Origin of the sequence: Paenibacillus sp. FSL H8-0079 (assembly GCF_037991315.1) — a bacterium.
Classification (GTDB): Bacteria; Bacillota; Bacilli; order Paenibacillales; family Paenibacillaceae; genus Paenibacillus.
The window spans coordinates 2,483,038-2,498,709 of sequence record NZ_CP150300.1 but is presented as its reverse complement, the minus strand read 5'-3'; the positions used below and the strand labels follow the sequence as shown (position 1 = coordinate 2,498,709).

The following is a 15,672-nucleotide window of genomic DNA, read 5'->3' as shown; positions in this document are numbered from 1 at the left end:
GTCTTATAGTTCCTTTACACCCATTTGTACACTTCGAATAGTCAAAAGGCCAGTTTCACAATCCATTTCAATCGTTCGTCCATAATTACCACCCGTATCTTCTGCAAGAAGGGGGATATTGAGTTTTTGCAGCCACTCTCGACAAGAATCTGCATTCCTTGGTCCAATGCGCATCGTATCCCCAGCACCGGCAAAGGCAAACATCTGAGAGCCTCCAGCCATTTTAGAAACGATACGAGAGCGAGCAGCGCCTAATTTTATCATTTTTTCCAAAAGCTCAGGCAACGCCGTATCTGCATATTTGGCTGTGTTCAGTTTCCCTTCACGGGCAATCTCGGAAGTAGGAAGCATGACATGCGCCATTCCAGCCAGTTTCAAATGTGGGTCATACATTGTTAATCCCACACACGAGCCCAGGCCAGTCGTACGGATTACGCCAGGAAGATGAGCGATGTTTAAATCCGCCATACCGACTTTAACGACGCTTTTGTCCTCAATCATGGCTCAGTGGCACCCCTAGCGATTCAAATATCTTTGCAAATGATGGCGGATCTGGAATCAGGAAAAACTGACCCTCAACCTGATCTTCACCTTCAAAGAAAGATGTGTCAATCAACAATGCATCGTCACCCATCTCGCCGAATTGCAGCAAGCCATAGCTCAGAATGGCACCCGCCATATCAATAGCAAGTCCAGGGACGGTTGGATACATGGACAACTTCGTGAAATCTGCCAAAGAAGAAAGATATGATCCAGCCAAAATATTTCCAATTTCGGAAAGGGCTGATTGCTCCATATCTGTGAAAGCGAGTCCTTCTTTCAAATCAAATCCAGCAAGTCTATTCAACAACATTTTAGCAGCCTCTGGTGTCATCATAAAGAAAAGATTTCCCGGTGCTTCCCCTTCTACACGAAGAAATACGGTAACAACGATGCGTTCATCTCCGCCCACTTTTTCAGCAACTTCTTCAAACGGGAGCATTTGTACTGTAGGTACACCCATGTCAATCGGTCTGTTGAGGAGTTGAGACAACGCCGTTGCGGCGTTGCCTGCTCCAATGTTACCGACCTCTTTGAGCACATCCATCTGGAATACCTCAAATCGGTTGAACATTTCCACGGTACTAGCCCTCAACACTTTCCAGCTGTACAATCTCGCTTTTATTTAATACTTCGTTCAAGTTAAGCATAATCAGCAAGCGTGAATCCTCCAATTTGGCCACACCACGCAGATATCTCGCTTTGACGCCGCCAACCACTTCTGGTGGGCTATCGATCGCACTGCTCTTGATATCAATAACATCATTGGCAGAATCTACGATAAAGCCAACTTGCATGTCGTCTACACCTACGATAACAATACGAGTCTGGTCCGTATACTCCGATTCCGGAAGGGAGAAACGACCGCGTAGATCAATGACCGGGATTACAACACCACGTAGATTAATTACTCCTTTTACAAAGGAAAGTGTCTTGGGAACACGGGTAATTGGCATCATGCGCTCAATCGTCTGAACCTTATCTACCTCAATACCATACTCTTCGGTACCCAATTTAAAGACGATGACTTTCAACTCTTCTTCCATGTAAAAAACCCCCCTATTAAATGTAAGACTTAGCTATATGCTTATTTAATAAATGCATTAGGATCAAGAATCAGGGCTACTTGTCCATCTCCGAGTATGGTTGCTCCAGAGATTCCTTCAATAGCAGGCAGATACGTTCCCATTGATTTGAGAACAATCTCACTCTGTCCAATAAATTCCTCAACAGCTACGGCTGCAAGACGGTCACCTTTGCGAATTACGACAATTTCTGTTTCCTGCTCATCAGCATCATTGAAATCCGGTACGGAGAACACTTCGCTCAAGGACAAGTATGGAATCAGTGACTCACGGAACGTGATCATTTTATTGCCATGAATATTGCGAACCTGCTCACGCTGTACAATCGCTGTCTCTACAATGGAGGACAATGGAACAGCGTATTTCTCTGAACCAAGTCGTACAAGCATTGCAGCGATAATGGAAAGAGTCAACGGAAGCTGAACAGAGAAGTTCGTGCCTTTGCCTGGAGTCGAATGAATCGTTACATTACCGCCAAGCGAAGTGATTTTCGATTTTACTACATCTAAACCAACGCCTCTGCCGGAGATATCTGAAATAACATCCGCAGTACTAAAACCAGGTGCGAACAACAGTTGATTCACTTCATCGTCGCTCATCTTGGCACCTTGTTCTTCAGTTACAACTCCACGTTTGATCGCGGTTTTCAGAAGCTTGTCGCGATAGATTCCTTTACCATCATCTTCAATCTCGATAAATACGTGATTTCCACTGTGGAAGGCGCGCAGGTTTACTGTACCCATCTCTGGTTTACCTGCAGCTACACGCTCTGCAATGGATTCAACACCATGGTCAACCGCATTACGCAGCAAATGCACAAGGGGATCACCAATCTCATCAATTACCGTACGATCCAGTTCCGTCTCAGCACCTGTAATGACCAGATCAATTTTTTTATCAAGTGTCTTAGCCAAATCACGGATCATACGCGGGAATCGATTAAATACGGTATCTACCGGAACCATCCGCAATTTCAATACAATGTTTTGCAAATCCGTGCTTACTCTGCTTAAATGTGCTACCGTATCGGATAAATCATTGTTACCTGTCTCACTGGCCAGTTGCTCCAGACGGGAACGGTCAATCAACAATTCACTGAACAAGTTCATCAATACATCGAGGCGTTCAATATCGACACGAATGGTACGTGAAGGTGCCGCAGCTTGTTTCGGCGCAGCTGTTTTGGCTGGTGCCGTCTTGGCTTCTTCATTGGATGCAGAATTCTTATCTGGTGAAGCAACCTCAGCTACAATAGTCGGTGCGATTGGTGCTTCAACTGTGGCTGCGACCTGATTAGCCATCTGCTGAAGAGTCTCCTGATCCAATTGGATCAGCTTCGCACTTTCAATTTCAGAGATACTCATGATGCCTTCTTCCAGTTCGTGCGCCTCTTTAGTTGTTATGTAATACAACGAGAAACTGCGCTCAAACTTCTCCTGCTCAATATCCTGAACGGATGGGTAAGCCTTTACGACTTCACCTGAACGCTCGAGCATATCAAAGACCATATAAGCCCGAACACCTTTTAACTGGCTATGCTCACTTACAAGCACATCTACATAAAATACACGGTGACCTTCAGCAATCGACTGATCCAGCACTGAATATTGGAATTCATCCAGCTCCACAGCCGACGCAATTAAAGCGTTAGCCGATTTGTTTTTTTCAGTTGCAGGCGCATCTCCGCTTGTCATTTCACCATTTTCAATTGCCTGAAGTGAAGCTACGATAGCGGACACATCCGCTTTACCTTGTCCACCTTCGGTAATATCCTGAACCATAGTTTCCAAAGCATCCAGACTCTTGAACATGGTATCAAAAATGAAATCTTGCATTTTCAACTTCTCATTACGCACCAGGTCCAGCACATTTTCCATTTTATGTGTCAATGATGCCAAATCTTCGAAGCCCATTGTTGCCGCCATACCCTTCAGGGTATGAGCAGAACGGAAAATGACCTGAACTATTCCCAGATCTTCCGGATTGCCTTCAAGTTGAAGCATGTTTTCGTTAAGGGATTGCAGATGATCATTAGACTCATCAATAAACATAGATAAATATTGGTTCATGTCCATTGTGAGGCACCTCCTCCGTGAGTTACACTCCGTTATTTCACTGCTTGAACAAGTTTAGACGCAATCTCCTGCAGTGGCAGAAGATGTCGAACGCATTGCAGCTCTACAGCAGAACGCGGCATACCATATACAACACATGTTTCTTCATTCTCGGCAAAGGTTGATGTAACTCCTGCTTCGTATAATCTCTTCATCATACGAGCTCCATCACTGCCCATTCCTGTCAGCAAAACAAGATGCCTTTGTAAAGATGTAAACGGCAGAAGTGACTCAAACATCGTATCCACTGAAGGTCTATGTCCATTCACTGGTTGATCTTCAGTCAACTTCACGATAAACTTCCCGTCCGCTGTTTTGTTAACTTTCACATGGAATCCGCCGGGTGCTATATAGGCAGTCCCTTTTTTCAGAACCATGCCCTCTTCAGCTTCAACCACATGCAGTGGACTGAACGTATTCAATCGTTGAGCCAGAGAACGGGTGAAATTGGGCGGCATATGCTGCACAATAATGACCGGTGCTGGCAAATCAGCAGGCAACTGCTCGAGCAATGTCTTGAGAGCTCTAGGCCCACCCGTAGAACAACCTATTGCCACAAGCTTGTTGAATGGCCCTTCTGGGCCCCCTGCACCTTTTGGAACAAGATTAGACTTGGTTAAATCCTTGGTTTTTGCAGAGGCAGAAGTTGCTGCTATTTGATCAGCTGCCACTCGAGCTGCATTAGGTAGTCGAATTTCCTTAGGAGTCTGTACTGGATTAGCTGACCTCACTGCTTTTTCTGCATTTGTCCCCGAGTTACGCTCTGACTTCGGTAAAGGCTCCGTTCTATTCTCTACGCGGCCTGGTTTCGAAGGTGATACTGGCGCAATTGGTTTCTTTGATTTGGCCTGAAAGACTTCAGTTCGCTCTTGTATAGAGCGTTGACTTGTCTGAGCAGGTTCGATCGTTTTTTTCACAGGCTCCACTCGATCCCTAGCTGGCATTTCTTTCTGCACTGGCTGAGTCGGGGGAGCTACTGTTCCTCGCAACATGTCTCTATTTTTCATGGATAAATCACGATCAGCTTTTCGTTTGATCTCATTCATCGCAGCACGCATGCGTTCAACCAAGGCTTTGCCGACTTGAGCGATATCCTGGTCATGTACAATGGATGGTTTGCGAATGAAGTCAAATGCCCCTGCTTCAAGCGCCATAATGGTTTCTTTCATGCCTTGTTCATTGATACCAGATAGCATAATCACAGGAACGAAGGATTCCTTCATAATTGATTTTAATGCGTCCAACCCATTCATTTCGGGCATCTCAACGTCCATTGTGATAATATCAGGTTTCAATTCTAGCGATTTTTGAATCGCTTCCCTACCGTTTGATGCCGTTGCCGTTACCTTGAATTCCGAATCCGCTTCAATTAAATCCGTAACAATCTTACGCATAAAAGCGGAATCATCGACAACCAATACTTGATACACCGCCATGTTGTGTCACCCCTGTTTCCTTTATTCAGAAATCATGTTGTACGTTTAAGCCACTTATTCATAAATCCCCTGATTCCTGTCAAGGTTCCGGATTCCGGAGTTGCAGGTACAGCCAAATAACGAAGAGCAAGTTTCTCTATATCTTTGGAGGCTTTGGCATTGGGATACGCCAGACTATAGGGCATTTGTCTTTTAACCGCCTTGACTACCTGGGCATCTTCTGATATATACCCAAGTAGCGGAATATCCGTCTGCAAAAACCGCCTTGCTACTCCAGCTATTTTATCTGCCACCCGTTCCGCTTCCCGTTCGTCTTCCACCCGGTTAACGATCATCCGAAAGGGTGTAGCATTTTCCTGGCCGTGCATAACTTTGACTAAAGCGTAAGCATCGGTTATTGAAGTCGGTTCAGGTGTGGTTATAATCAGGCATTCATCGGCAGCACCGATAAACGTCATATTCTCTCTGGAAAGACCTGCCCCTGTATCGAAAATGACATAGTCCATTTCCTGGGCAATATCCTCCACTTGACTGGCGAAGAACTCCAGATCACGGTCAGACAATGAAAACAACTCTTTCATGCCTGACCCTCCAGCAATGTAAGGCAAGCCGCTGGCACCCAGTTGTATGATCTCCCTTATGGATTTTTGTCGGTACAACAGGTGGTAAAGATTATAGGATGAAGACGTACCCATAAGAACATCGATATTAGCCATTCCAATATCAGCATCAAACACAAGTACCCTTTTCCCTAAAGCCTGTAATGCCAGTGCAAAGTTTAGTGTAAAATTGGATTTCCCAACACCTCCCTTACCACTGGCCACAGTAATGATTTTAGAGGAACGGTTAGCTCGCTCAATGCCTTCCATTTCCAATGGCTCCGACACCATACTTCGAAGTGAAGCTGCCTGATCCTTCATTGTGTCCATTCTCCCAGCAACTGTTTAGACAACGAATCTGCATCCGGCTTCAACAAATCGTCTGGAACATTTTGTCCATTTGCAACATATGCAAGCTTGAGTGGAAAACGATGTAGCAGGTTAAATAGCGGACCGCAGCTCCCAGTCTCATCCATTTTGGTAAAAATCACCTTATCCAGGACATATTTGCTGAAATGTTCTGTAATCTGAACCATATCAGCACTTTTGGAAGTCATGCTCATGACCAAAAAGGTTTCACTATTCTCGACAGGAGCAAGCAAACTTTGCAGTTCCGAGACAAGTAATTCATTTCTGTAGTTTCTACCTGCTGTATCCATAAAGATCAAGTCACAATGCTCTAAACGAGAGATTGCACGTTGTGTATCACCGGGCGATTGTACCACCTCAAGTGGAACATTTAATATAGAAGCATACGTTCTAAGCTGTTCTACCGCTGAGATCCGATACGTGTCAGATGTAATGAATCCAACTTTACGCTGTTTTTTGAACATTTGTTCAGCGGCTAATTTCGCAATTGTCGTCGTTTTCCCTACACCGGTTGGGCCAGCTACATAGACGATTCGAGTGGTAGGAAGAATGCCTTCATCAATACGTTCTTCCAAAAAGTGCATGACCTCAAGTTTTACCGCTTGTTCTACATCCTGTTCATTCAATCCATTCTCAGACCATTTTGCTTGTATCGAATCGAACCAGGATTCCCATACTTCAGGCCAAACCTCTTGTTCTGTCAAACGCTCTCGGATCGTATACAGTTCCTCTGGCACAGGGTCCGCAGAAGTACCTTGCTTTGAAAGCTTGGTCACCATCTGTTTAAGATCCTGCAATTCAGTCATCAACTTATCCTGCTGCAGGTCTGAGCCCGCATGCTTCGTGGCAGTTGTTGAACCCGAAAAATCCGCCCCTTGCGGTCGCGGTTTATGATCCGTGCTCGAAGAACCTAAGCTACTATCTATGTCTGAACCGATATTACTCGATTCAAACATAGACGACGCAGCCGCAGATTTTTCCTGAGCACTTTGATCAGCTGTATTCGTTGTAGCCGACTCATCAGAAGCAGCAACAAACGAACGAGCTGTTTGGCGATAGGCCTCAGGTACAAACGCACGAGGTACAGGTGTGAATTGATTTTGTGCTGGCTTCGTCGTTTGCTTGTTTTCTTCCTTATCCACTGCAGCTACAACTTCGATCCGTTTCTTGCGAAACATTCCCATCACACCGCCCACCTTAATCTCTTTAGTGGACAGAATGACGGCATCACTTCCCAGGTCTTTGCGAATTTGAAGCATAGCTTCGGGCATGGTCTCAACAACGTATTGTTTTACTCTCATAAGTTCACCACCCCGATACTTTGAATTTCAACATTCGGCTCCAACTCGCTGTAGGAAAGCACAGGAATGTCCTGCATAGTACGTTCAATAACCTGACGCAGATACATCCGAATGGTTGGAGAAGTTAATACAACAGGTTGTTGACCTGATTGAATCAAACGGTTCACTTGTTCACTCAGCTTCTGATATACACTTTGTGTAGAAACAGGGTCTAACGCAAGATAGCTGCCTTGATCGGATTGCTGCACACTTTCAGCAATTTTCTTCTCAAGACCAGGTCCCACCGTGATCACTCGAAGCGTCTCGCCTTTCTGTGAAAACTGCTGAGTAATCTGACGTGAGAGGGATTGTCTGACGTATTCAGTCAGCACATCCGGGTCCTTCGTATACGTACCATAGTCAGCCAGTGTCTCGAAGATGGTAACCATATCACGAATAGATATTTTCTCACGCAATAACTTGGCAAGCACTTTCTGCACATCACCAATGGAGAGTAGGGAAGGAATTAGTTCATCCACCAATGCAGAATAGTTCTCTCTGAGATTATCCACAAGCGCTTTCGTCTCTTGTCTTCCAAGTAACTCATGCGCATGTTTCTTAATCAATTCAGTCAGATGTGTCGCCACAACAGATGGCGGATCTACAACCGTATACCCTGCAAGCTCCGCTCTGTCTTTGGTTACTTCATCAATCCACAGTGCCGGAAGTCCAAAAGCAGGCTCTGTCGTTTCAATACCTGTCACGGACTCCTCATCATAGCCTGGACTCATGGCAAGGTAGTGATTCAATAACAGTTCTCCGCCGCCTACCACGTTCCCCTTGATTTTGATAACATACTCATTAGGTCTGAGCTGGATATTATCTCGTATCCGTATGACCGGAACAACCAACCCCAGTTCAAGAGCACACTGCCTCCGAATCATAATGATCCGATCCAATAAGTCCCCGCCCTGCTGATTATCAGCCAGTGGGATTAAACCATAACCAAATTCAAACTCAATAGGGTCAACCTGAAGCAGGTTAATTACACTTTCAGGACTTCTGACCTCTTCAATCTGCTGTTCTTCTTCCAGCTGTTCTTCCGCTTCCTGTTTCAAATTCAAATTATTCTGCATGCGCCATGCGGCAAATGCCAGCACGCCTGCCAACGGAAGTGTGGTAATAATATGAATAGGTGTGAAGAAACCGAGCATGGCAATAACGAAAGCTACAATATAAATGAGTATTGGATATGTAAACAGTTGCCCCGTAATATCCTCTGCCAAGTTTCCTTCAGATGATGCTCTTGTAACGATGAGACCTGCTGCCGTTGAAATAAGAAGGGCAGGAATCTGGCTGACCAATCCATCTCCTATAGTTAGAACGGAGTACGTCGCAAGTGACTCAGCAAAATCAAGACCATGCACAGTCATCCCGATGATGAATCCACCAATCAGATTAATCAGGAGGATGATAATACTTGCAATTGCGTCTCCTTTTACAAACTTACTTGCTCCATCCATCGCTCCATAGAAATCGGCTTCGCGTTCAATTTTGGAACGACGCTCACGAGCTTGTTGCTCGTTGATCAGACCCGCATTCAGATCCGCATCAATACTCATTTGTTTACCTGGCATCGCATCGAGGGTGAATCGGGCAGCAACTTCAGCTACACGCTCCGAACCCTTGGTAATAACGATAAACTGAACGACAACCAGGATCAGGAACACAACAAAACCAATCGCAATTTGCCCTCCGGCAATCCAGCTACCAAAGGTAGCAACAACGGCTCCAGCATCCCCTTCACCAAGGATTAGCTTGGTTGTCGAAATGTTCAATGCAAGTCGGAATAGAGTAGTAATTAGCAGTAAAGCTGGAAAAATAGAAAACTGCAATGCTTCTTTGCTGTTCATGGCAACAAGGAGTATCATCAGTGCAATTGAAATATTGACGACGAGCAGCATATCCAATAGCCAGATTGGGATCGGGAGAATCATCATCAACACAATGCCGATAATACCCGCAAGGACAGCTAAATCTTTTGTTTTCAATGAATGTACGGCCTCCGATCCCCTTTTATTTCGTTCTGCCCTTTAGTTTATATACATAAGCCAGCACTTCAGCTACCGCTTGAAACAAATCGGCCGGTATGGCATCACCAATCTCGGCTCTCTGGAATAATGCCCGTGCCAGCGGCTTGTTTTCCATTGTAATAACACCATGCTCTTTGGCTATTTCCTTAATACGCAAGGCGACATAGTCCTGACCTTTGGCAATAATCTGCGGAGCCTCCATCTCAGATCCCTCGTACTTTAGCGCAACCGCAAAGTGAGTCGGGTTCGTTATGATTACATCCGCATTCGGTACTTCCTGCATCATACGCTGCATAGCCATACGACGCTGACGTTCCCGAATTTTACCTTTGATCAGCGGATCGCCTTCCATTTTCTTGTACTCGTCTTTGATGTCTTGCTTGGACATACGGAGTTTTTTCTCATTATCATACTTTTGGTACATGTAATCCAATATTGCAAGTACCATAAGTGCAACAGCAATCTTAACACCCAGACTTAACGTGATGGATGCAGCAAAGTGTAAAATAGCATCCAATGAAAAGTGAGAAAGTGAGGCAATATCGGATTGGTAGCTTATAATTGTGCTGTAAACAAGATAACCGATGATGGACATTTTCAAAATGGACTTCGCAAATTCGACCACAGAGCGCATAGAGAAAATATTTTTGAATCCTTTAATCGGATCCAACTTCTCCAGTTTCGGCTTCAATCCTTCGCCCACGAGCAGAAAACCAACCTGCATGTAGTTAACGATTAAAGCAACTAGAACCGCACCTAACAATACCGGAGCAAGGAGTAACATCACTTCAATGCCATAGCGCATCATAAGCATCATTACATTTTCATCGGTAATATTCATGTTTAGCCGGTTGATAAAAATATCTGTAAACAGTCGAACTGTACGTTCCTTGTAAAAATCACCGAAGACTGTCAAGATCAAAAACGAGAACAGGAGAATCGAAGCACCAGATATCTCCGGACTTTTGACAACCTGTCCTTTTTTACGTGCATCCTGTCTCTTTTTCGGGGTAGCTTTCTCCGTCTTCTCCCCTGAAAACAACTGGAGGTCGAGTTGAAGTTTCATCCGAGTCTTATCCTCCGTTTCACTCAGCCCGGCCTTTGTCCAATGGTTCCAAGCAATTTTTCCATGGATCTGAATATCGCTTCGAACAATTGACTAAATATAAAGGAGAAACTGGGAACCAGCAAAAGCAAAATAGCAAGACCAACAAGTAATTTAAGTGGCAATCCGACTGCAAACACATTAAATTGAGGAGCGGTTTTTGCCAAAAACCCCAAACCTACATCCGTCAAAAACAACGCCACTATAATCGGAGCCGACATCTGAAAAGCCAACATGAATGATTGACCTAATGTCCGAATCAAAAATTCAGCAATACTTCCATCTGCCAACCGTAGAAGAAATACATTTGATAACGGAACCCATCGGTAACTGTAAACTATCGCATCCAGTAAATAATGGTGGCCATTCATCGTCAGAAACAGAAGCATAGCAAATGCATACTTTAAGTTACCCGTAAGCGGTGCTGAAGCGCCTGTCATTGGATCAAATACATTAGCCATACCAAATCCGATCTGAAGATCGATAAAAGTTCCTGCAGTCTGTACAGCCGTCATTAACAGATAAGCAACAAAACCTAAAAGCAGGCCAATGAGAATCTCTCTGATAATCAATAAAACGTAGCTCATGTCTGTGGGTACGGTCTGATCTATTCCATAAATCAGATAGACAGACAATGTAACAAATGCAGAGATACCAATTTTAACTGAAGTCGGGACATTTCGAGCTGAAAAGACCGGCGCAGTTACAAAAAATGATGTGATTCGACAAAACATAAGCAGAGCGACAGGGAAACTTTGCAATAATGTCTCCATCTGCTAAAGCCTACCCTATGTATCTGTAGAGATTGTCGAGAATGTTATACGTGAAATCAAGCAATATGTTCAAGATCCAAGGTCCGAACACAAGTATTGCCAGAAGTACAGCAATAATTTTGGGTACAAAAGCCAATGTTTGTTCCTGAATCTGAGTTGTCGCTTGGAAAATACTGATTGCAAGTCCTACAACCAGAGCAAGTATAAGCATGGGTGCGCTGGCCAGCAATGACGTGTATACCGCTTTCCCGGCCAGACCGATAATAAATTCCGAAGTCATGACCGTCCTCCTTTAACCTTACGGCTCAAGTATTAAAACTCAGCAACAGTGACTTGACTACCAGATACCACCCGTCCACAAGGACAAAGAGCAGTATTTTGAAAGGTAATGAGATCATGACTGGCGGAAGCATCATCATCCCCATTGCCATGAGTGTACTCGCGACAACAATATCTATAACCAGAAACGGAATGAAAATCATAAACCCCATCTGGAACGCTGTCTTCAACTCACTGATTACATATGCCGGCACCATAACAGTAATCGGAATATCCTGGTAGGTATTTGGCTGTTCAGTCTGATTGTATTTCATAAACAGCAACAGATCTTTTTCTCTGGTGTGAGAAAACATAAATTTCTTGATGGGATCCGCTGCTTTTTCAAGTGCCTCGGTTTGCGTAAGATCTCCCTGGAGATAGGGCTGAAGCGCTACCTGATTTATGGAAGACAACGTAGGCGACATAATGAAAAGTGTCAGAAACAGCGCCAAACCAACCAGCACCTGATTGGGTGGCATTTGTTGTGTGCCCAACGATGTACGTACAAAACCGAGCACAATCACAATTCGAGTAAAACTGGTCATCAGTACAAGCATTGCTGGTGCAATGCTAAGCACCGTAATTAATAGAATAATGGACAGTGAACTCGTGCTTGGTGTCCCTCCGTCACCGTTTCCGATTTGAATATCAATATTCGGAATCGGTTCGGCAAAGGCAACCGTGACAGATGCCAGACTGATAAGTCCCATCAAACAACACGCTAACCAAATCTTTTTCTTCATGAATCCCTCGACCGATCTGTAGTATTGTCTTTATCCAGGAACTTCTCCATCTTCTCTTTACGGTTAGGCATCTGCCGAAGTTTGGATTCAAACATTTCGTGAAAAGAAGTTGTGTCCTCCAGTTCCATTTCCCGCGGCGGTTCATCTTTACGGAAGCGTTTTGTGAGCTTGGCAATGAGAGGCGAGAGATTCCCTTGTTGTGCAGCGGCATCTCGTTCGAATGAATCAATGATCCTTTGCGCCTCTTCCAAATCCGAAACCTTATCTATCAACTGGATATCTTCACCTACACCAAGCAGATATACACTTCCACCAATTTCCATAATTTGCAACGACTTGTTTTGTCCCAGTCCGACCCCGCCAAGGGTACGAATTGTGCCGTGCCGGAACATTTGCTGATTCCGTTTGTTTAAAAAACGGATCAGATAAACGATAAGGACCAGGATGACGGCCAGGACAACAATCACCCATACAAGCTGTAAATAATAATTGCTTCCTACGCCAGCTCCTCCTGGAATATCACCCTGAGCCATCATCATGTCTCTTAAACGCCCAGTGTCTTGCTAATAGCTTCGATAACCCGGTCAGATTGGAAAGGTTTAACGATAAAGTCTTTGGCACCTGCTTGAATAGCGTCGATTACCATCGCTTGTTGACCCATCGCAGAGCACATAATCACTTTTGCGTTAGCATCAATCTTCTTGATTTCTTTCAAAGCTGCAATGCCGTCCATCTCAGGCATCGTAATATCCATTGTGATCAGATCCGGACGAAGCTCTTTAAATTTCTCAATTGCTTGTGAGCCATCTTGTGCCTCACCAACAACCTCATATCCATTTTTGGACAAAATGTCCCGGATCATCATTCTCATAAATGCAGCGTCGTCTACGACTAAAATTCGGTTTGCCATCTTGATTCAAGTCCTCCCTAAATTGTGCTTATTGTAATTTCTGAATTCGGTCCCATTGGCTAACGATATCTATAACACGAACACCAAAGTTTTCGTCAATAACGACAACTTCTCCCTTGGCGATCAGTTTGTTATTCACCAAAATATCGACAGGTTCACCGGCTAACTTATCCAGTTCGACAATCGAACCCTGTGACAGTTCCAAAATATCTTTAATTTGCTTCTGGGTCCTTCCTAATTCTACGGTGACTTTAAGGGGAATGTCCATCAATAAATTCAAATTGTTTTCGTCAACCTGACCATACGCCCCATTTTGCAAATTGGCGAATTGAACTGGCTGTACGTTAACATTCCTATTTGGCATTCCACCATAATGTTGAGGTGCACCATAAGGTTGCTGCGGCGGCATGCCATACGGCTGCTGTGGCGGCATCCCTTGCGGCATACCCATTGGAGCCTGTCCGTATCCGTTATAGTCCTGAGCAGGCTGTTGTGGAGCCTGTGGAGGCTGCTGGTGCTGAACGGGTGGTTGCTCCGCAACCGGTGGTGGCGTTGCTGCTACAGCTGCTGGTGCTGGTTCAGGTGTCAGTGCTGCTGGTTCGCTTGCAGTTGACTCCTGAGCGCCTCCAATCAGCATCTCTACCATGTTTTTGGCAAAATGTACTGGAAGCAACTGCATCAGATTGGAATCGATCAGATCCCCTATTAATAGACGAAATGAAACTTGAATCAGGGTCTCATCTTCAGGAAGATTACTAACACCCTCACCACTCTCCAAATTGAGAATATCGATCCCAGGAGGAGAAATATTCACAAAACGGTTGAAGATCGTTGACATTGAGGTTGCAGAGGAACCCATCATCTGATTCATCGCTTCCTGTACGGCACTAATATGGATTTCATTCAGTTCTTCATCAGCCGGATTTCCTTCGCCACCCAACATCAAATCAGCGATGACTTGAGCATCTCTCTTCTTAATGACGAGTGAGTTAATGCCTTCGAATCCATCCACGTAATTCACATGAACGGCAACATGTGGCTTTGGAAAAGCTTCTTCAAACTGCGTTCGACTAATGATGGAAACCTTAGGTGTTGTAATATCTACTTTTAGGCCCAACAGCGTGGACAAAGCTGTTGCCGCGCTACCAAATGTAATGTTACCAATCTCCCCCAAGGCGTCCTGCTCCAGCTCGGTCAAATAATCATCAACCGTCTTCTCAGCAGGTTCCGAGTTGTTTATTGATTCGGATTGCCTGAGCAAAGCATCGATTTCTTCTTGGGATAAATAATCCTTACTCGTCAAATTCTTCAACTCCTTCGGTGACAATCTCGTCTATTTGCACAGCCACACGGTCCTTGATTGTTCCCGGACTGCCCATGTATTTCAGTTTGTCACCCACTTTAATGGAAAGTCCCTCATCAACTGGTTTGTTTAACGTAATGACATCCCCAACAGACAGACCCAAAAATTCTGCAATTGAAATTTTGGATTCTCCCAATTCTGCAACGATGGGTAATTTGGCTTTGTTCACACGTTCTCTTAGAGCTTCATATTCTTCTGGAGCTCTCGTTTTCTTCTCTGAAACAAACCACTGATGAGTTGACAACCGTGACATAATAGGTTCAAGAACGACATGCGGAATACACAGATTGATCATGCCTGTCGTGTCACCAATTTTGGTACTGAGTGAGATCAGAGCAATGGTCTCATTGGGAGATACAATCTGCATAAATTGCGGATTGGTCTCGAGCGCTTCCATCCTTGGGGTAATATCCAACACGGTCTTCCATGCTTCTTGCAAACTTTCAAATGCACGACTGAATATTCGTTCCATGATGGTCGTCTCAATCTCCGTCATCGATGCGATCTTGGTCGGAGCACTTCCGGTTCCACCAAGCAGGCGATCCAACATCGCATATCCCACGTTCGGATGAACTTCCATTACCATTCGTCCCTGTAGTGGCTCCGCTTCAAAAATGTTCAATATCGTCATCTTAGGAATAGAACGGATAAACTCATCATAAGGCAACTGTTCGACCTGAACGACATTGATTTGAACGAACGTCCGCAGTTGGGCTGAAAAATAAGTGGTGAGAAAGCGTGCAAAGTTTTCGTGAATACGAGTCAAGCTTCGAATATGGTCTTTGGAAAAACGCACTGCCCGCTTAAAATCGTACGATCTAATTTTCTTCTGAGTATCTTCCTTCTTCAATTCTTCTGCGTCCATTTCGCCAGAAGAAAGGGCTGCTAATAGGGCATCAATCTCATTTTGTGATAATACATCCACCATGTTCTCACCCCCTTAC

The 15,672-nt window shown here is 44.6% G+C and carries 16 protein-coding genes; all 16 read right to left on the bottom strand.

What is annotated here, in order from left to right:
- Nucleotides 1-3 precede the first annotated feature (3 nt).
- From MHI06_RS11320 to fliM, 16 genes are read right to left on the bottom strand one after another with little or no spacing between them, the layout of a single operon-like run.
- Nucleotides 4-501 (bottom strand): chemotaxis protein CheD, encoded by a 498-nt coding sequence (locus tag MHI06_RS11320; RefSeq protein WP_169478470.1) that lies wholly within the window; start codon nucleotides 499-501, stop codon nucleotides 4-6.
- Nucleotides 494-1,114, bottom strand: coding sequence for a chemotaxis protein CheC (locus MHI06_RS11315; RefSeq protein WP_139331862.1), 621 nt, complete (start codon nucleotides 1,112-1,114; stop codon nucleotides 494-496). Before MHI06_RS11315 ends, MHI06_RS11320 begins: the two co-directional genes overlap by 8 nt.
- A 10-nt stretch (nucleotides 1,115-1,124) precedes the next feature.
- A complete protein-coding gene (locus MHI06_RS11310; RefSeq protein WP_062833811.1) occupies nucleotides 1,125-1,586 on the bottom strand; it encodes a chemotaxis protein CheW in 462 nt (153 codons plus the stop codon).
- Between the two features lie 41 nt (nucleotides 1,587-1,627).
- Nucleotides 1,628-3,700 carry a chemotaxis protein CheA gene (locus MHI06_RS11305; RefSeq protein ID WP_340401513.1) on the bottom strand — a complete coding sequence of 691 codons (2,073 nt, stop codon included), beginning with the start codon at nucleotides 3,698-3,700 and terminating at the stop codon, nucleotides 1,628-1,630.
- 32 nt (nucleotides 3,701-3,732) lie between these two features.
- Nucleotides 3,733-5,175 (bottom strand): chemotaxis-specific protein-glutamate methyltransferase CheB, encoded by a 1,443-nt coding sequence (gene cheB, locus MHI06_RS11300; RefSeq protein ID WP_340401512.1) that lies wholly within the window; start codon nucleotides 5,173-5,175, stop codon nucleotides 3,733-3,735.
- Between the two features lie 32 nt (nucleotides 5,176-5,207).
- On the bottom strand, nucleotides 5,208-6,095 hold the full coding sequence (locus MHI06_RS11295) for a MinD/ParA family protein (protein WP_340401511.1): 888 nt from the start codon (nucleotides 6,093-6,095) through the stop codon (nucleotides 5,208-5,210).
- Nucleotides 6,092-7,444: a flagellar biosynthesis protein FlhF gene (flhF, locus tag MHI06_RS11290; RefSeq protein ID WP_340401510.1), complete on the bottom strand. Its 1,353-nt coding sequence runs from the start codon at nucleotides 7,442-7,444 to the stop codon at nucleotides 6,092-6,094. Before flhF ends, MHI06_RS11295 begins: the two co-directional genes overlap by 4 nt.
- Nucleotides 7,441-9,474 carry a flagellar biosynthesis protein FlhA gene (gene flhA / locus MHI06_RS11285; protein ID WP_169478475.1) on the bottom strand — a complete coding sequence of 678 codons (2,034 nt, stop codon included), beginning with the start codon at nucleotides 9,472-9,474 and terminating at the stop codon, nucleotides 7,441-7,443. The genes flhF and flhA overlap by 4 nt, the downstream gene beginning before the upstream one ends.
- 25 nt (nucleotides 9,475-9,499) lie before the next feature.
- Nucleotides 9,500-10,582, bottom strand: a complete 1,083-nt coding sequence (gene flhB / locus MHI06_RS11280) for a flagellar biosynthesis protein FlhB (protein ID WP_340401509.1) — start codon at nucleotides 10,580-10,582, stop codon at nucleotides 9,500-9,502.
- Nucleotides 10,583-10,605: 23 nt separating this feature from the next.
- The gene (gene fliR / locus MHI06_RS11275) at nucleotides 10,606-11,394 is read right to left on the bottom strand and encodes a flagellar biosynthetic protein FliR (protein WP_340401508.1); all 789 of its coding nucleotides are present in this window, start codon (nucleotides 11,392-11,394) and stop codon (nucleotides 10,606-10,608) included.
- 10 nt (nucleotides 11,395-11,404) lie between these two features.
- Entirely contained in the window at nucleotides 11,405-11,674 is a 270-nt protein-coding gene (gene fliQ, locus MHI06_RS11270) for a flagellar biosynthesis protein FliQ (RefSeq protein ID WP_169478477.1), read from the bottom strand.
- Between the two features lie 25 nt (nucleotides 11,675-11,699).
- A complete protein-coding gene (fliP, locus tag MHI06_RS11265; protein ID WP_340401507.1) occupies nucleotides 11,700-12,455 on the bottom strand; it encodes a flagellar type III secretion system pore protein FliP in 756 nt (251 codons plus the stop codon).
- Complete coding sequence (locus MHI06_RS11260; RefSeq protein WP_340402094.1) at nucleotides 12,452-12,988, bottom strand: flagellar biosynthetic protein FliO; 537 nt, start codon at nucleotides 12,986-12,988, stop codon at nucleotides 12,452-12,454. Before MHI06_RS11260 ends, fliP begins: the two co-directional genes overlap by 4 nt.
- An 11-nt stretch (nucleotides 12,989-12,999) precedes the next feature.
- Nucleotides 13,000-13,365, bottom strand: coding sequence for a response regulator (locus tag MHI06_RS11255; RefSeq protein ID WP_017689175.1), 366 nt, complete (start codon nucleotides 13,363-13,365; stop codon nucleotides 13,000-13,002).
- 28 nt (nucleotides 13,366-13,393) lie between these two features.
- Nucleotides 13,394-14,668: a flagellar motor switch phosphatase FliY gene (fliY, locus tag MHI06_RS11250; RefSeq protein ID WP_340401506.1), complete on the bottom strand. Its 1,275-nt coding sequence runs from the start codon at nucleotides 14,666-14,668 to the stop codon at nucleotides 13,394-13,396.
- Complete coding sequence (gene fliM, locus MHI06_RS11245; protein ID WP_340401505.1) at nucleotides 14,658-15,656, bottom strand: flagellar motor switch protein FliM; 999 nt, start codon at nucleotides 15,654-15,656, stop codon at nucleotides 14,658-14,660. Before fliM ends, fliY begins: the two co-directional genes overlap by 11 nt.
- Nucleotides 15,657-15,672: the final 16 nt, after the last annotated feature.